13 protein-coding genes are annotated in these 17,665 nt (G+C 42.3%); 3 read left to right on the plus strand and 10 right to left on the minus strand.

The window, feature by feature from the left end; translation table 11 throughout:
* Positions 1-376 precede the first annotated feature (376 nt).
* The 9 genes from HMPREF9420_RS14265 to HMPREF9420_RS09485 form a co-directional block, all read right to left on the minus strand.
* Positions 377-553 (minus strand): hypothetical protein, encoded by a 177-nt coding sequence (locus HMPREF9420_RS14265; RefSeq protein WP_007135419.1) that lies wholly within the window; start codon positions 551-553, stop codon positions 377-379.
* Between the two features lie 12 nt (positions 554-565).
* Positions 566-1,990 (minus strand): leucine-rich repeat protein, encoded by a 1,425-nt coding sequence (locus HMPREF9420_RS09450; RefSeq protein WP_007135420.1) that lies wholly within the window; start codon positions 1,988-1,990, stop codon positions 566-568.
* Between the two features lie 540 nt (positions 1,991-2,530).
* Entirely contained in the window at positions 2,531-3,418 is an 888-nt protein-coding gene (locus tag HMPREF9420_RS09455; protein WP_007135421.1) for a DMT family transporter, read from the minus strand.
* Between the two features lie 24 nt (positions 3,419-3,442).
* On the minus strand, positions 3,443-4,645 hold the full coding sequence (locus tag HMPREF9420_RS09460; protein ID WP_007135422.1) for a membrane protein: 1,203 nt from the start codon (positions 4,643-4,645) through the stop codon (positions 3,443-3,445).
* Complete coding sequence (locus tag HMPREF9420_RS09465) at positions 4,642-5,289, minus strand: ATP-binding cassette domain-containing protein (protein WP_007135423.1); 648 nt, start codon at positions 5,287-5,289, stop codon at positions 4,642-4,644. Before HMPREF9420_RS09465 ends, HMPREF9420_RS09460 begins: the two co-directional genes overlap by 4 nt.
* A 5-nt stretch (positions 5,290-5,294) precedes the next feature.
* Positions 5,295-6,638 (minus strand): DUF4836 family protein, encoded by a 1,344-nt coding sequence (locus HMPREF9420_RS09470; RefSeq protein ID WP_007135424.1) that lies wholly within the window; start codon positions 6,636-6,638, stop codon positions 5,295-5,297.
* Positions 6,635-7,357 carry a 16S rRNA (uracil(1498)-N(3))-methyltransferase gene (locus tag HMPREF9420_RS09475; RefSeq protein ID WP_007135425.1) on the minus strand — a complete coding sequence of 241 codons (723 nt, stop codon included), beginning with the start codon at positions 7,355-7,357 and terminating at the stop codon, positions 6,635-6,637. Before HMPREF9420_RS09475 ends, HMPREF9420_RS09470 begins: the two co-directional genes overlap by 4 nt.
* A complete protein-coding gene (locus tag HMPREF9420_RS09480) occupies positions 7,354-7,905 on the minus strand; it encodes a bifunctional nuclease domain-containing protein (protein WP_007135426.1) in 552 nt (183 codons plus the stop codon). The genes HMPREF9420_RS09475 and HMPREF9420_RS09480 overlap by 4 nt, the downstream gene beginning before the upstream one ends.
* Positions 7,905-9,149, minus strand: a complete 1,245-nt coding sequence (locus HMPREF9420_RS09485) for an MFS transporter (RefSeq protein WP_007135427.1) — start codon at positions 9,147-9,149, stop codon at positions 7,905-7,907. The genes HMPREF9420_RS09480 and HMPREF9420_RS09485 overlap by 1 nt, the downstream gene beginning before the upstream one ends.
* A 546-nt stretch (positions 9,150-9,695) precedes the next feature.
* On the opposite strand from HMPREF9420_RS09485, the gene HMPREF9420_RS09490 reads away from it, so the two are divergent.
* From HMPREF9420_RS09490 to HMPREF9420_RS09500, 3 genes are all read left to right on the plus strand, one after another.
* Positions 9,696-12,485 (plus strand): TonB-dependent receptor, encoded by a 2,790-nt coding sequence (locus HMPREF9420_RS09490; protein ID WP_007135429.1) that lies wholly within the window; start codon positions 9,696-9,698, stop codon positions 12,483-12,485.
* 52 nt (positions 12,486-12,537) lie between these two features.
* Positions 12,538-13,896: a DUF4876 domain-containing protein gene (locus tag HMPREF9420_RS09495; RefSeq protein WP_007135430.1), complete on the plus strand. Its 1,359-nt coding sequence runs from the start codon at positions 12,538-12,540 to the stop codon at positions 13,894-13,896.
* Positions 13,897-14,120: 224 nt separating this feature from the next.
* Positions 14,121-15,593: a DUF6850 family outer membrane beta-barrel protein gene (locus HMPREF9420_RS09500; RefSeq protein WP_007135432.1), complete on the plus strand. Its 1,473-nt coding sequence runs from the start codon at positions 14,121-14,123 to the stop codon at positions 15,591-15,593.
* Positions 15,594-15,725: 132 nt separating this feature from the next.
* Here the strand turns inward: HMPREF9420_RS09500 and HMPREF9420_RS09505 are convergent.
* Positions 15,726-17,665: RagB/SusD family nutrient uptake outer membrane protein (locus HMPREF9420_RS09505; protein WP_007135433.1), on the minus strand; the 1,940-nt coding region annotated here is incomplete at its 5' end.

Raw genomic sequence — 17,665 nt, forward strand, 5'->3', positions numbered from 1 at the left:
AAGTTAGTGATAATTGAATTTTAATACTTTCTTTCTTATAATATTTCTTTTTGGTCTTTCTGCAGTGTGCAGAAGCATGAAAAACTCTTTTGGGTCTTTCTGCAGTGTGCAGAAGCATGAAAAACTCTTTTTGGTCTTTCTGCAGTGTGCAGAAGCGTGAAAAACTTCTTTTTGGCCTTTCTGCAGTGTGCAGAAGCGTGAAAAACTTCTTTTTGGTCTTTCTGCAGCGTGCAGAAGCATGAAAATCTTCTTTTTGGTCTTTTTGCAGTGTGCAGAAGCGCGGTTTTTATGTTTCGTCGGCCGACAACAGCTTGTTTTTATTTTCAGCTTTTAGTCGACCGACGAAGAACTTATTATATGAACTTTCTGTTATATCTTAGTTATCTTCATCCCATGGATTATTGTCAGACACCTCTTCGTCAAAGAAGGGAGTACGCTTGGCAAGGCCTTGGTCCTCACCTACGGCATGCGAACTTACGATAAACTGAGCAATATTATCTGTGGTCATTAACCGAGCAGTTGCGATGTGGGGCGTTGTATATTTCTTTTTCATTCTTGTATGCGATTATTTGATGACTTTCTTTCCGTTAATAATATAAATGCCATGTGTTGGGTTTTTCACACGACGGCCTTGGAGGTCGTAGATAACATTGTCGCGGCCCTCAGCCTCTTGTCCGATATTGCGGATGCCTGCAACATTTGCATTTTCTCGAGCAGCATCAAAATCGATGAAAAAGCTTTTTGCACGCGCAATACTTTCCGTCAATCGAAGACCAGCACGATGCGCTTTCAGCTTGATAGAAGCGCCTCCGCGAGTGCCTTGTTTGTAGAAGCCGAGGCCCTGGTCGCCGCTGTTTGAAAGAACGTAATATTTGTAGCCTGCCCCACTAATCTCTCGTTCGGTAGCCGTGCCCACAAGGAGATTGCCTGTCACATCTTCTTCGATGCCTGTAACGGCTGCGCGATATTCAATGGTGGTATTTGGTGTGCCTTGCAAGATGAAGCCCGTCTGCTTAGGAATGATTTTGCCCGCGCCGAAAGCCTTCACAATGGCTTGGTCGGGCGCAGCGGTACCACTCGGTGTAACGCCGGTGATGATGTAGGCGGTGCAGCCGGTGGGAACGAGGAAATTCTCATTCTCGAGGTAGTAGGTGGTGTAGCCGGCGGGACCGATGACAAGCTTCTCATGATAGAGCTCTTTTGTCTTTTCAAAGCACATCGCGGCCTTGTAATCTACTGATGACTCTACTGGAACTTGCACCACTTTTAGCTTTGGACAGTCGTCAAAAAGCTGGTCTCCTGTTGGGGTTCCCGAATACATAGAATGACCTTTGACAATCGTGGCTGGCGTTGGGCTTTCAAAGATAAGTTCTTCCAATTCTCCCATTCCCTGAAAAGTATATTGGGTAATCTTTTCTAAGCTGGCTGGCAGGGTGAGGGTTTTAAGAGGGACACTCGTCCATATACCATCGTCAAGTTCTTGAATACAGGGAGAAAGCTTAAAACTACTTAGTTGAGGAGTTTGGGCATATGTATTTTGCCAAAAGGCCATAAAACCGATATAGGTTACCTTTGTATTTGATAAATCTACTTCTCGCAGTTTAGACGTCTGATCACATATCTCTTGCCCTATCCATTCCAATTCTGAATTCCAAACTATTTCCTCTATATCAAAGGCACCATGAAACGAACTGTAATCTTCTATCCTCTTCAAATATTTGGGAAGGATTACTTTCTTTACACCATTATTCCCATAGAAGTTCACATTCTCCTCCGTTATTTTATAGCCATTATAGGTATCCGGAATTTTGACTACCTGTGGCGCAGGAGTAGGGAGTGAATAATTATATAAACTTGCATACTTATTTGCCTCATCTGTCACCGTTATACGATATGCTATGCCTGTTTCAGGATCGGTCCAGTTCCACTCCTGGCTAAAGCAGGCAAACGGAATTATGAGAAGCAAAAATGTGAGTAGAAATTGTTTCATTGTGTTACTATTATAAATTATTGAATTGATGATTACATAAAAGTGTTGTTATTTCCTCTTCTATATTTTAGTGAAAAGACATAAAAATTGTACAAAGGGAACTCGGTTGAGCCCTTTGTTTATAGGAGATACGTCACGCTTCACGCGCGCGTAGGAGAAAATGTTTAAGAGTGTAGTTATTGGCGTGGCGCCAATGAGAGAGAGTAGCAAATTATTTGGAACTACCAAATAATTTGATGACTTTTTTGCAGAAAAATCGTTTCTTTCTACACTGCCTCTGTACCTTGTAAATTGAAGGTTTGTTACCATGAATTATAATGAAATTCTTAGATTTCGCTCTGTCGTAGAGTGAAGTTTGGGCGCAAAGGTAAGGAAATAATTCGAATTAGAAAAAGAAAATTAAAATAAGTTTTCATTTTCCGCTATCTTTTGCGTGCAAAAACGCGTTTGCTCGGAGTAGAAATGAAAGGAATAAGGCGCGATAATCATCGTTGTGGCGCGAGGCTGCAGGCCGTTTGATAGCTTTTTTCTTGGTCGGCGTTATATTCCTTTCGCTTGATTGGCCACGTAAACACCGAGAAGAATCAAGGCGCTACCGATGTATGCCATGAGCGTCATGGGTTCGTTGAGGAAGATGGCGCTGGCAATAACCGTGGTGACGGGATTGAGATAAATGTAGTTGGAGGCTTTCATGGCTCCGATTTCTCGGATGACCCAACCCCAAAGTGCAAAGCAAACGAAGGACGCAATGAAGCCTAAGAATAAAAGGTTGAGCCAAATGGTGGGTTTGAGGAAGTTGTCAAGTGGGAAGTGCCATGGCTCAACAGCAAACAAGGGTAAGATGGTGATGATGCCATAGAAGAATACTTTTCGCGTGATGAACACGGCACTGTATCGGGCTGAGGCTCGTTTCATCAGTAAACTATAGATACCCCACGCCAAGGCCGAAAGCAAAGCCAAGAGATCGCCGAGTGGGTTGAGGTGAAGAACAAACTGGCCATTGAAGATGACTACGCCGACACCAGCCAAGGCGATCAATGAACCGAGGATGAGCCGAAAGTCGGCCTTTACGCTCTTTACAAAGGCGATGGCCAGACAAGTCGTAATCAGTGGAGCCGTACTGCCTATGAACGACACGTTTGTGGTATAGGTGAGTGCCACTGCCATGTTTTCGGCTTGGAAGAAAAGTGAGCCACCTGTCATGCCGATAAGCACCATGAGAGCTTCGTCTTTCCAGTTGTCGCAGAACAAACGGCGCGGAGATATTGTCCAGATGCAAAGGTAGCCAATCAGAAAACGCAATAAGAAAATCTCGTGAGGAGCCAATCCTCCCATGATGAGATATTTGGTGTTGATAAAGGTTCCACCCCAACATAATACGGTGATGATGCCGACAACGTGGCCTAAAATCTTCTTGTTTTCTTTCATTCTTATGGTGTTTAGCGCGTGAGCTTATTCCTTTCGCTTCCAGATGCGCACGATTTTGTTACGTATTGCAATGAGATTGCATAAGCTGACCATAACCAATAATGCACTGCCTAAGGTCAGAGCTGGAATCATTGAGCCATCTTCGATATCGGGGAATAATGTTTCAATGACATCCATATAATAGTTTCTGACAAAGTATAACACTACTAAAGCAATGACTAAGACGGCAATGTTTAACCCAATGGTCAGCAGCTGATAGGGACGAGCGACTTGTGTGGGCTTATAACCAATGAGCAATAGATTCTCTAATTTGCTGGAATTCTTTTGCACAAGCAAATAGATGCTCAGCATGAGAATATAAAAACTAAGGATAGAAATAATCAAACCGACAATCATTACCATTGTCACCATCAAACGAAGGAAGTAGGTTGTTTTCTCCGCATTCAGTTTGTCATTCTCTATTTCATAACCTTTGCGGTCGAGATATTTTGTGAATTGCTGGTCACCGGGATTGCTTAATGCCATGATTAAGCGTGTGGGCGCATGGTCGTCTCCTGGCGCATAGGTTTCGTTTGACCAGTCCATGAAGGCTTGGGGAACGAGAATTGAACTCAAACGATTGGAGAAACCTATCACCTTTCCTTTGAACTGACCTTCTTTTTTATGGCCATGAATAAAGATGCTGAAGTCAATCATACCCACAAGGCCATCGCTAATCTTCGGCAATGAATGGCTCTGGGCAAAGCCAAAGTTATACATCGTGAGATAGATGCGAGGCAGAATGATGGGCACAACCTTGTCGCCGGGGGTGTATTTCCAGTTGCTCATCTTTGTGTCTACAAACTTGTCGGGAATGCTTTCAAAGCTAATCTCGCCATTGTTCAACACCGGAGTGCCGTTGACACTCATGTTTGCATCTACCTTATAGGCGGTATTCGTGAATTTACCAACACTGCTTACAAATGGCTGTTGACTCAAATCGTCAATCTCTTCGTTGGTAAAGGTGTTGCTACGGCCATTGATTGTGTTTGCGGTTCCTATCTTCTTATTGACAATCAGAAAGTCGCTTTTCATAAAACTGTCTTCGGCAGTGAACACCGGAGCCACATCTTTATAGAACTGCCAACCCAAAAGTACAATCAACATGCCGAAGAGGTTGGCGAAAAAGAAGCCTGCAAATTGCGGAATACTAATGTGCTGACGCAATAATTTCCAAACTAAATTCATAGCTTAAACGTCTTTTCGTAGTTTAAATTCATGCGTTTGCCAATGCTTGTAACGATGACTCCTGCACCCTGGGCCTTGGCTTCGGTCATCATAATCTTGGCCATGATGTCCGAGTTTGTATCGTCTAAGTGACTGATGGGCTCGTCAACAAGAATAAAATCGAATGGTTGTACGAGTGCTCTTATCATGGCAACACGCTGTTGTTGACCAAAAGACATGTGCCCAATCTTTGCATTTAGCTTGTCGCCTATGCCCAACATGTCAAACCATTCTATGATTTTCTCCCGAGACTTAAAGCCTGTTATCGCATTTTTTATTTCTACATTCTCTAATGCTGTGAGTTCAGAAAAGAGACGAAGTTCCTGAAAAAGGTGGCTGATATGGCGCTGACGCACATTCACCCAGTCTTTAACTGTGAAAGACATCGTGTCAGTTTCGTCGAACATTACATGGCCGCTATAGTCGCGCCGATAGCCCACTACATAACTGCAAAAGGTGCTTTTGCCCTTTCCAGAGTCTGCTTCTACAAGATATAAATGGCCTTTTTGAAAAACGGCTTCTGTGTTCCAAATGTCTGATTCAAGTTGATTGGCAATCGAAGAAAACACTTGAGGAACAACAGAACAGAATCTAATGGTTTCCAATTTTCCTACTTTAATGTATATACAATCGTATTGATATTTCCAAAAACAGGACTTAACATTGCAGTCACAGCCCCCGACTTTCCTTGAGACATCGCAGCCATGTTGATAATCATCACGAGCTTTTGGCCTTTCACCATATCCTTTATATGAGCCGAAAGCTGTTGTTTGGCAGGATAAATTGCTTTTTCTGCCTCTTCTTTGCTACTTCCGCTAAAGAATTGTTTGTCGTTGCTGAAGCCAAAATAAAATGAGGTTTTGTCACTCGTATACGCCCATGCGTTAGGTTTCCAATCAATAATCTTCCCACCAGCAGGGCAACTTTTTTTCCAATCATCAATGTCTTTGGTCCAGTTTGTGTTATTCAATTGCGCCGTCATGCTCATTGATAACTTATCAGCAGCAAACGAAGGAGTGATGATCGCCATATCTCCGTCGACACTACGGATAATGTTATCCATGTCGATGGCGGTGTTAATGCCTGTCAACAGGGCTTGAATACCTTTGTTGGACTGCATGAGTGGCAGGAACTTCTTGCCGTCAACATTGAGGAACATGCCTAACATGGCATTAGCAGGCATGGCAGATACATATTTTCCTTGTATGGGACGATAGACGCCATGGGCTGATTTCAGCGCCTCATTCACACGTGGATTGAACGAGAAAGTCTCACCATTGATGTGCATCATCTGCTGTTTGATGTTCATTTCTGCAGCTATCAACACTTGTGAAGCATCTGCATCCTTTGGTGCACCGAGTGTAAACGGAGCGATAAACTGGTCGGGTAGGGCAGCCGCTTGTGCCACCATACTCATCGGGGCATCAATAGAATCAAGCTTAGTAAAGAGCTTGCTGCTCGTGATTCCTTCGTCGTCGTCTTGTTTTAAGTATTGCGCTATCTGCAGTTGCAAGGCAGCCTGTGCATCAACCGTGACAGGGCCCATGACCAAAATCGCTTTATCACTCCATCCTGCCACCCAAGCGTCTTTCAAAACCGTAAAGTGAAAGCCCTTTCTTTTCACGGGATTAGGACATAATCCCTTTCCCGACAGTTGCTTGAATGTTTCATTCAGATGGTCGGCATCATCCACTTTGGCACAAAGTCCAAGGTTGCCATCTGGCGATTCGAAAAGAAAGATGCGATGACTGGCGTCAATGCCACTCTTGTCGAAGTTCGTCATGTGGAGCAAAGTCTTTAGAACGGCCACATTGTTAATACCACTCATGCGGGCAGGATCCATAGAGATGAGCGCCGTACTCTCACCTGGAATTGCGTTGATATAGCTGTTATCGGTGCAGGATGAAAGACAAATCATCCATAAACCAATCAGTAAATATATTGTTTTTTTCATTTTCTTAAAGCGATTTGTGCCATTGTAACGGCCATCAGCCCAGCGGTTTCTGTTCGTAGCCTGCTTTTGCCAAGCGTGATACTCTCATATCCTTGTTCCATTGCCAACCTCACTTCATCAATTGAAAAGTCGCCTTCCGGGCCAACAAGCACTGTGATTGGGGTGGCAAGGTCATCGTTGGTGATGGCATCGAAGAAGTCTTTCTTCTCTATTTCTGTATAGCAATGAGCAATAAACTTTCGTCCTTCGCGTGGTGTTGTGATAAATTCTTTGAAGGATTCGAGTGCATTTACCTTTGGCATCCATGCCTTGCGACTTTGCTTTGCCGCAGAGACAACAATCTTTTCTATGCGGTCTTGGCGCAGCATCTTGCGCTCAGAGAAGGTGCAATGCAGGAAACTCAGCTCGTCAAAGCCAATTTCTGTGACCTTCTCTGCAAGCCATTCTATGCGGTCTATGTTCTTCGTTGGGGCAATAGCCAAGTGGATTTGGCTGCTCCATGTTTTCTCTTGGGGCAGTGTTTCCTGAATTTCATATAAGCATTTCTTATGAGAAGCCAAGGTCACAATGGCATGATAGAAGGTCCCTTTGCCATCCATCAGCACCATGTTGTCGCCACTTTGCAATCGCAACACACGCAGTGCATGACCTGCTTCCTCTTCGGGAAGCTGATTGTTTGTGGCAGCATTGGGCACATAGAAATATCTTTCTTCTTTCATTCTTGCTTTTTTTTGCGACGTTTCAGTTCCTCATTGAGGTATTCTGCCATCTTATAGTCCTCGTCTTTGATGCTCTTGTCGAGGGCCATTTGCAGCATCTCATCAGACAAAGCATTGATAGGGAGTGACATTCTATTGGTGGTTCCTGCCGAGAATGGCGTACTCTGACTCTGAAACAAGGCTGTGTCTATGGTGACAGGCAAGTTATTGGCCATGGCAAAGAGAATGCCGTCACTGGCTCTAATGTTGCTTACCGCCTTACTGTCATTGTCCATCAGCAGCGTGCGATATTGTCCATCGTTGAGGCTGTAGATATAAACTTCAAGTTGATGCCCTGTTTCTATGAACAGCCTTCCTGTGGCTTCGGCAAGCAGTCGGTTGGTTTCGGGCACATGAGCCATACGTAGACTGAAAGCTCTTACCATGTCTTCGTCACAGGTAATCGAAATCTGACGCGTCTTTTCTTCGTCAGTCAACACGATAAGTCCAATGCCAGCAGCACCGACAATCTCAGAAACATTGTTGTATTTCAGTCTTGTTTTCTCCATTATGTGTTTGCAGTTTTACCGGGACGGAACATGAGTGCGAAGCTAATACATACCAAAAGGGCGTATGCAGCAAAGGTAAACCAGCAGCTTGCCCACGCTGTTGTGCCGTCTGTTGTGTGGCTGTTGACAACGGCTTGGGCAGCAAAAGAGCCTACCGTAGCGCCAATTCCGTTGGTCATGAGCATGAAAAGTCCTTGCGCACTTGAACGGATAGAGGGGTCGGTTGTCTTGTCAACGAAGAGTGAACCAGATATGTTGAAGAAGTCAAATGCCACACCATAGATAATCATTGAGGCGATAAACATCCACACTCCGCCACCGGGATTGCCGGTTCCCAATAGTCCAAAGCGTAGCACCCAGGCGAACATGGCAATCAACATCACGTTTTTGATGCCGTAACGCTTCATGAAAAATGGAATCATTAAAATGCAAAGGGTCTCGCTAATCTGTGAGATTGAATAGAGGATAACGGGATATTTCACGCCAAAAGTACCTGCATATTCTGGAATAGTCTTAAAACTTTCGATGAAAGGTGTGGCAAAACCATTTGTGATTTGAAGGCTTACACCGAGCAACATGGAGAAGATGAAGAAGATAGCCATCTTCTTTTGTTTGAACAAGGTGAAGGCTCTCAGCCCGAAAGCCTCTACAAGACTCTTCTTTTGTCCGGTCAAACAAGTAGCACATTTGGGTAGAGCGAAGGTGTATAAGAACAGCACAATGCTCAAAACACCACTCACAACAAACTGCATTTGGGTGCTTTTGAAGCCCATGATGTCTACAAACCACATCGTACAGATGAATCCAATGGTTCCGAAAACACGTATCGGTGGGAAGGCCTTTACCGTGTCAAGACCAGCTTGAGTGAGTGAAGAGTAGGCAACAGAATTGCTTAATGCCAGTGTCGGCATATAGAAAGCAACGCTCAACGAATAGAGTAAGAAGAGCGTAGAAAACGACACATTGTCGCCCGCTTGATTGCTATACCAGGCCATGCCAAACATGAACAGGCCGGCAAACAGATGGCAAATGCCCAACAAACGCTGTGCAGGAATCCAACGGTCGGCAATGATTCCCATGATGGCCGGCATGAAAATAGAAACTATTCCCTGCATAGCATAGAATGAGCCGATGTGTGTGCCTAAACCGATATTGCCTAAATAGATTCCCATACAAGTGAGATAGGCTCCCCAGACGGCAAACTCCAGGAAGTTCATCACGGTTAGTTTGATTTTAAGATCCATCTTTTTTTGTTTTATTTTGATTGCAAAGATACGTCAAACCCATTAAACAACAAAGTAAAAATCTATTTTTCTTTGGTGGTATGTCGGGCTGATGACTTTCGGTGGGTGGGTTGATGATCTAATTGTTGAGGATGAATGGATAGCCCCTCTTGTGGCTTTCATCGCCACAAGGAGAGGTGTTGGTTGTCATGCCTTTGGCTCATGGTTTTCCACGCTCATGGAAAGTTGATTGAGAAGTCCGTCAAAATAGCTCTTGAATCCTATCATTTTGTGTCGTTATTTCACTTGAATGATCGCGTGTTTTCATGTGAATTGTAACCCGCTTATGGTCAGATGTTTGCGTGGACCTTCATCGCTTAGTCGCAGCGCGGACTTATCTGCAAAGCAGGACTGTGTGGAAGCTGCACTTAATTTATGACGGAAGGAGACGGCTTTTCTATGATAAATACTTATTTATAGGTATTGTTTGAAGTTATGTTTATTTTTACCTTTGCACCCATAATTATGAAATTTATCATCCAGTAGAACTAAACGCTTCTTAGCATCATGAATCATCTCGCACTTCTTGTGTTCAATCAAATGCGGGCTTTGCTTTTGTTTTTGTTATTGTCAATATGTTCTTGTGTTGCGGTTGTACAGGCCAGCACCACCGAAGAGAGTGTTTCACTGACGATAACAGACAGTGAAGGTCAGATTTTGCCTTTTGCTTCGGTTGTAGTGGAGAGTGCCGGTCTCACCTATACTGCCGATGCGCAAGGACAGCTTCGCCTCAAATTATCATTGTTTTCTAATAAAGGTACGCGCGTTACAGTGTCGTATTTGGGAAAGGCTACACGCAGTTTGACCATAGCGCAAGATGCTATTGCAAAGAATAAGAAGATAAACATTGCTTTAGAGGATAACAATTTATATCTGAAAGGGGTGCAAGTGAATGCAACACGAACACCGATACACAGCAACTCCTCAATCTTAATACAGCGAAATACGATTGACAATATCCAGGCTTATAGTATGGCTGACATCGTCCAAACACTTCCGGGAAAGGCCATTCTCAATACAGATATGCACAATGCCAGCTTTCTTACCCTGCGTTCGGCATTGCAAGGAGACCTCCAAAACCCGCTTGATGCCTATTCACGCAATAAGCTTAACGACTATGTTCGCAATGCAGCCTTCGGTATAGCCTATGTAGTGGATGGGACACCCATATCCAACAACACCAACATGCAGCTTGATAGCTATGGTAAGTGGGGTGGGGTGAAGATGTTCGATCGACGCTTTAATACAGACAATAACGAGAATGTGGGCAGTGGAAATGACCTTCGTTTGATCCCAGCTTCATCGATAGAGAGCGTCGAAGTGATTTCAGGTGTGGCGCCTGTTAAGTATGGTGACTTGAGCAGTGGTGCTGTAATAATTAATCGACGGGCTGGACTTACTCCATTCTTTGGTAGTGTAAAGGTGCAGTATGACATCTTTAATGCGTCGTTAGGGAAGGGTTTTTCGCTTGGCGAACGTTGGGGATTGCTGAATCTTAACGTGGATTATATGCACAGTACTCGTGACCGACGCGACCGATTGAAAACCAATTCGAACATTGCTTTCAATGCAACGTGGACACATACGCTTAGTAAAGCTTTGGGCTGGGAAAACACTATATCAGCTGATTTCTCTAAAAATATTGACGGGTTGAAAAGCGATCCTGATGCAAAGCTTAACAGAACACGCACTGATAGGCAGAATTTTCGCCTTTCTTTTCGTGGGTTGTTGTCGCCTCAAGAAAATGCTTTTGTAGATGCGATAGACTATAATCTCTCGCTTTCTCTATCGCATCAATACGATATGCACGAAGAATTTATTGCCAACAATAGGCTTAATCTTATCACCGATGCCTATACGAATGGATTGCACGAAACCGATGTTGCCCCACCTTATTATAATGCACTCTTAGAGATAGATGGCAAACCCTTGGCACTCTCGGGGAATGTTGAAGCACGGCGGACGCTGAAATGGGGACAGTCTACACATACCTTAAGTTTAGGAATCTTTGCTCGTCATGAGTCTAATCATGGTAAAGGCAAGATTTTTAATGCTGAAACACCATTCTATGATGGTGGACAAGGTGGGCGTGGAGACCGATCTTATAAGTATCATAACCGTATAAAACTAAACCAATCTGGCTTCTATTTGCAGGATAAGTTTATGTTGCCAACAACCCATGGAACGCTAAGTGCAACCGCAGGTGTGCGACTTGAGTTCCAGAATCAGCGCTTTGCAGCCAGTCCACGCCTTAATACCATGTGGGCATTTGACAATGGTTTGAGCTTCAATGCAGCCTATGGTATTAGTTATAAGATTCCTGCCACAGCATATCTCTATCCTGAAAATGTGTATTTTGACCGCCTTGTATATAGTAATTACAGTAATAATGCTAACGAACGCTTGTTTTTATACAAGACAAAGGTGATTGATCCTACCAATCCCAACTTGCGTTCTCCTTACACACATAGCTTTGAATTGGGGACAACCTATGCAAAATCAAACTTTAATACATCGCTGACGGGCTATCTAAAGATAGATCAGCGAGGCATAAGTTCAGAGGCTGTGCTCGATACAATGTGGGTTCAGCGCTACGAAACGCTATCCCAACAGCCCAACCAGCGCCCTGTTTATGCACCGAAAGGCGCGCCCGAGTTGATTATCGACAGTTATTTCACACCTCGTAACCAGCTTTATAGTCGCAATGCAGGCTTGGAGTGGATAGGAGGTCTACGTAATATTCGACCTATTGGATTAGATATAAACTTCTCGGTAGTTTATAATTACAGCTTTTACTATCAGAAAGGGGAGCGCATGGGCACAAGCATTGACCTTGATAAAGAGGCTGTTGCTGGGATATATAAGCCTACAAAAAATAGTTCTAATGAACTCATCTCAACGCTAAGTCTTACCAAACAGATAGCCTCTCTTGGCTTGATATTCAATCTAAGATTGCAGAATTTCTGGTTTCGACATTTCAATCGTTATGGTTTTGACATCTACCCTATCGGCTATTATAATCAAAGTTTCCAGCGTGTATATCTTAATGAAGAGCAACGGAAAGATATTCGTTGGACCTATATAAGGCTTAAAGATAATGAACCTGTTGAAATATCTCAGCCTCTTATCATTCCAAACTGTCATCTTCGAGTATCAAAGGAGATTGGAAAGAAACTTCGATTATCATGCTATATAAATAATGTGTTCAATTATCGTCCTTGGATTGAACGCCAGAATGAACGTATATATTTTAATCAACCACCGACAGTGAGCATGGATGTCAGCTATAAATTCTAAGTGACAACATGCTTATAGAAGGTGAACTAACTTATAATTATTTTATAAAGAAATGAAAACAACAAAACATTGGGGCAGTAAGCTTGCCCTGTTCATGACGCTAATCATGACTATTTTCTTCGCCTCTTGTGGTGAAAATGACACTCCTGAAGTGTCAAGTGCTTCGGTGAAATTGAATGTTAAAATGGGAAAGACATTCGAAAACGCAAAGAATAAGAAGGTGCTGATTACTTTAACAAATACCAGTACAGGTAAAAAGACAACCTATGAGACTTCATTTAATACAGATATTGAGTTGTCTAATCTACCTGTAGACATGTATGACATCGTTGCAACCTATACGCTTTCGGCAGAAGAGTATGCAGAAATCTCTGGTACAAGTGAAACAGAAGATTTGGTGTTCTCTGCCGCGGCAACAGGAATACAGCTTCAACCTAACAAAGAACAGGAAATAAATTTAGAGTTAACAACTTCTACTACAAATGACTTTGTCATTAAAACGATTTACTATGCAGGTTCAGACAACTATAAAGCTGCAGGCGAAAATGATTGCTTTGTAGAGATTTACAACAACTCTGCAAACACACTTTATGCTGATGGATTGTGCTTTGCACTCACTACAATGAATCGATATGGGTATATGGCAGATGGTACTTGGCATAAGTCTGCTGCTTATAAGAAGTTTTATTTTACTTCAAAAGGTACCTATGATTGGAGTAAGTCCGAAGGCATGGCAGACCCTGCAGGAGCTAACGACAAGTATGTGTATGGAAATATCGTTGTTATGGTGCCAGGTTCTGGTAAAGATTATCCCGTTAAACCAGGTGAAAGCTTTATCATAGCACCTTTTGCACAGAACTATAAGCAGGCATTTAAGACGCAAAGAGGTACAGAAGTAACTCCCGAATGGCCTGATTCTACGGTTGATTTGAGTCATGCTGAGTTTGATGTAGTATATCCTGGTTATGAAGAATTGGACAATAAGAACGCTGCCAACATGGTATTGATTCAGAAAGGAAATAATAGATATATGAGATTCTCACGAAATGGTAAAGAGGGATATGTTATTTTCCGTCATTCTTCACCAGCTTCTTTACCCGCATATCAGCTTCCTTACCGAGATTTGAGATATTCAAACAAGACGCTTTACACTCAAATTCCAATTGCTTCAATTATTGATGCTGTCGAGGTTATTAACCCTAATGCTGATGGTTATGTTTCACCAAAAGCATTCCCAAAGACACTTGATGCAAGTTACACCTACTCTAAACCGGATAATAGCTTCCGTTGTGTCTCTCGTAAGATAAGTCGTAAAGATAAAGAACGCATTATTTTACAAGATCTCAATAATTCAGCAATCGACTTTGTTGAGATGATTCCTAACCCAAAAGCATTCGCTCCAAGTAAGTAATGCTCTTCTTTTTTGAATATAAACCTACCTACATCCTTGGTGTAGGTAGGCTATATAATATTCAAAATAGTCTAAGTTGTAATATTAAAATGGCAAGATGAAGATTTTGTTTTTATCACTTCAAGGTCGAGGTGATGAAAGATAATCTTATTTTCTTTAATTAAAACTTTGTTTATATGTATCTGCGCATTCCTTTCTTTATTTTTTTGTGTGGCTTCTTTTCTATGGCAAAAGCCCAAGATTCCCTTCTTCGCTTTGCTGTTCTAACCCCTCATGAATGGCAGTTACATCATCAAACTATGGCCTCGCCCTTGGGCGTTTACTTACTTCCTGCATCTAATTATGGGTATACCTCAGTCGCTTTTACGCATGAGCAAGGTGCTTTAACACGTATTCAGACACCGGAGAAAGACACAAATATTCGACTTTCATCCATGGGACTGCATACTTCTAAACGCTGGCGACTCTATGGTGAGTTTGCTTATGATAGGCAATTTGCAGATAGTGTAGGGTGGTTGCTTAGCGAAATGCCACGTAATGGGATGCCTTATTATTTTGCATCACCGCGTAAGGGCAATTGGCAGAATGAAACTTATCAACTAAAAGGAGTTGCAGCTTATAAACTTTCACATCTCTTTACCATTGCTGCGGGCCTGAAAATAAGGTATCACAAGGGAACACGCAGTAATGATCCACGCCCTTCTACTGAAAGTTTTAATTCGTATTATCACCTTAATACCGAGTTAAATCTTGCCCCATTGCACATTGCTGTTGGGGTAGGAATAAATTATGGTACGAGCGATAACAATCTCATCTATGTCAATGAAAGTAATGATCGCATAGACCGTCTTGATTATATGGCCTATGAATTGATGGGATTTGGTATGCATCGAAAAACTGGTAAGCTACAAAATCGTGAGATGCAGGCTAACACTTACGGACACGAACTGGCTGTGCAAACTTCTCTTCTCTTAGATAGTACACAGCTTTGGGCACGTGTTTCTTATCATTTGCAGCGTGATAGCATACGGCGAAGTAGAATTACCAACGTGGCAGCTAATCTTCTTTCCACCTATAATCTCCGTCAAACCGAATTTATTCTGGGCGTTGTTCATCCATTCTCACGTGACCTTCGGTTGCAGACAACGGCTTATGCAAATCTTACTAAGGGCTGGGATAGGTTAGAAAATATCCTTGGAGGACAGAAAAATTATGTTTATGTGCACCGAGATATAGGGCTAAATGCGTTGCTCTATCATTATTTCTCTACAAAACGAATAGATCTTTATGGCATAAATGGTAGCTTTGAACATGAAAAAAGGCAAGATGGGGCAACACAACACGTCTTCCTTCGTGATGCTTTCCGCATGGGTGCAGCCTATCGTTCGCAACAACCTTTGGCTCGTGACTATGCGCTCTTCTATGGAGTAAGTCAGAGTTTTTCTATCCCTTCAGCTTTATTGAAGTATCCTTCAACCCAAGAAAGTGTTTTCTCTACTCAATTAGCTTTGCCTTTACAGCGTTATGATGCAACTTCAATAGCTTGTTCTCGCATAGATATCGGAGCGATAAGAAACTTCTCTGCCTATCAATTATCCCTATCTTTAGCCTATCAATTAGGCTATGCACTTAGCTCTCAACCCTCCATTCATGGCACAAGGCAATATGTTGAGGCTTCAGTAGGTTTAACTTTTTAATTGGTTTCAAGGTCTCTATCATTTTAATGAAGAATAATAAGACAAAAGAGACTGAATCTTTCTATTATGATTCAGCCTCTTTTTGTTTTGGAGTAGATTCTTTATCTTTACTATTGATAAATTCTGGTTGTGTTATTTGAGAGCACTCTTATTAGCTTCCATTGGCCAATATGGGTTTTGATACATTGGGCTTTTACTCATGGTGCTATGATCGGGGGCTGTGAGAAGGAATTGGCGAAGAGGTAAAGGCTCTAAATAATATGCCATCTTCCATGTGAGTCCATCGTAAAAGTTATTATTTGCTTCTATGATTTCATGAGGACGGAAATATTCACTCTTATTCCGAGAAGATACGGTTGCTGAGCTAGAGCCATCTGCAATAACATCACTTGGCTTATACCAATTCTGCATTACGGTACCCCAGAAGTGGAAACCTTCAGTATGTGCAGGCTTGGTAATTAGTTGATCGTATGAACGCCAACGCTTTAGGTCCATATCACGCAAGCCTTCTGCTATAAATTCACAACGCCGTTCACGGCGTATGTTGTATAAGACTTTATCAGAAAGAAGCGTCCCTGCAGTGTAAGCTCCCCAGTCTTTACTTTCTTTGTTCATATCTGTTGCGTTAATTGTAACAACAGGATCTATCGCACTTCCTGTGAATCCTGCTGCTGTTCGGATAATGCGCCAATATTCAAGTATATTTCCTGATGTTAAACTATGGGTAAGCATATATTTTGCTTCCATATAGTTCAGTAATGCTTCACTTGCACGGAAGATGATACAAGCATTATAACTTCCACCATTTGCAGTGAGTGCACGATCGTGTGTCATTCCTTTTCGTATGGAATAGCCAGTGATATAACCATCTTCGTTATTATTTGTGAGAATATTTGGGATAGGCTCTATATGTGTCCAATGAGTTCCAGACTCGTCATTTACATTGATAAAGCAATTGATATCACCTGGTTTCTTGAGTAAAACAGCAAGACGTGGATCACGATCTTGTGCCACTTTATTTAAGGAGGTATCACAATAAGTGTAAGTAGAGGCATAGATAGGTTTACCATCTTTCATTAGATAGCTCTCTATCATGCTACGTGTGAAACCGGTTCCGATATTTCCTTTTTGTACAGAAACCTCTACATCATTTTGTACTCCGAGAGATTTACTATATTGACGCCATAATAAAACTTCCTTAGAACCAGAACAATTGACACTTCCCCAAATGTCAAGATAGGGATTATCCTGACCTTGTGCTTGTGGAACGACCCCATTGTTTATAGCTAATGTTGTTTTATATTTATCGGCAACAAGTTGTGCAGCTGTGGCAGCTTGCTCAAAAAACCATTTAGCTTCAGCTTCAATGTTGCCTGTAGGAAATTGATATCCTGCATTCTTCTCTGCACCTGGCCATCCGGTCCCATTTGGAACGAATGCAGTTCCAGCAAAGTTGGTAAGCCAACTCCCTTCAAAAAGTGCTACACGACTTTTGAAAAGTTCTACTGCATCATAATTTATGCGAGTTGTTGCAACATTATGATCTTTCATATAATTGACTGCAGTATCAAGGTTGTTTATAATGAATCGAGCAACCTCATTACGCGGCTTACGTGGACTTGCTTCAACAAGAACATCTTCCTTATCAGGCAAAGCTTCTGTAAGGATAGGCAGATCTCCAAATCTTTTCAGTAATTCAAAATACGCATATGCACGGAAGAAATAAAGTTCGCCAATATATTGACGAAGATTTGCATCATTTCCACTAATCTTTTTAGCTTCATATTTATTTTTGATAACATTGAGTTGATAGTTTACATTACGCACCGTAGACCAGTTCCAACTTCCATTGGTGTTGCTTGTTCGATAGAGTGTTGGCGAAAACTGATTCCCTGGAGTACGTGACATTTGATTGTCTGTGTTGTTATCAGTTGTATATGTTCCATAATTCCATCCTCCATGTCCTGGAAGAATATCAATATAAAACTGGTTTGCTGCAGCTTGTATCTGATCTTCGCTCGTGTAAAAACTTTCAGGTGTAAGTTGAGAGGGAGGATCTTGTTCTAAGAAAT

It is taken from the genome of Segatella salivae DSM 15606 (assembly GCF_000185845.1).
Lineage (GTDB): Bacteria > Bacteroidota > Bacteroidia > Bacteroidales > Bacteroidaceae > Prevotella > Prevotella salivae.

Bases quoted from the DNA above. Each gene is read 5' to 3' on its own strand.
- HMPREF9420_RS14265 (WP_007135419.1), bottom strand. From the start codon at position 553: ATGAAAAAGAAATATACAACGCCCCACATCGCAACTGCTCGGTTAATG.
- HMPREF9420_RS09450 (WP_007135420.1), bottom strand. From the start codon at position 1,990: ATGAAACAATTTCTACTCACATTTTTGCTTCTCATAATTCCGTTTGCC.
- HMPREF9420_RS09455 (WP_007135421.1), bottom strand. From the start codon at position 3,418: ATGAAAGAAAACAAGAAGATTTTAGGCCACGTTGTCGGCATCATCACC.
- HMPREF9420_RS09460 (WP_007135422.1), bottom strand. From the start codon at position 4,645: ATGAATTTAGTTTGGAAATTATTGCGTCAGCACATTAGTATTCCGCAA.
- HMPREF9420_RS09470 (WP_007135424.1), bottom strand. From the start codon at position 6,638: ATGAAAAAAACAATATATTTACTGATTGGTTTATGGATGATTTGTCTT.
- HMPREF9420_RS09475 (WP_007135425.1), bottom strand. From the start codon at position 7,357: ATGAAAGAAGAAAGATATTTCTATGTGCCCAATGCTGCCACAAACAAT.
- HMPREF9420_RS09480 (WP_007135426.1), bottom strand. From the start codon at position 7,905: ATGGAGAAAACAAGACTGAAATACAACAATGTTTCTGAGATTGTCGGT.
- HMPREF9420_RS09485 (WP_007135427.1), bottom strand. From the start codon at position 9,149: ATGGATCTTAAAATCAAACTAACCGTGATGAACTTCCTGGAGTTTGCC.
- HMPREF9420_RS09490 (WP_007135429.1), top strand. From the start codon at position 9,696: ATGAATCATCTCGCACTTCTTGTGTTCAATCAAATGCGGGCTTTGCTT.
- HMPREF9420_RS09495 (WP_007135430.1), top strand. From the start codon at position 12,538: ATGAAAACAACAAAACATTGGGGCAGTAAGCTTGCCCTGTTCATGACG.
- HMPREF9420_RS09500 (WP_007135432.1), top strand. From the start codon at position 14,121: ATGGCAAAAGCCCAAGATTCCCTTCTTCGCTTTGCTGTTCTAACCCCT.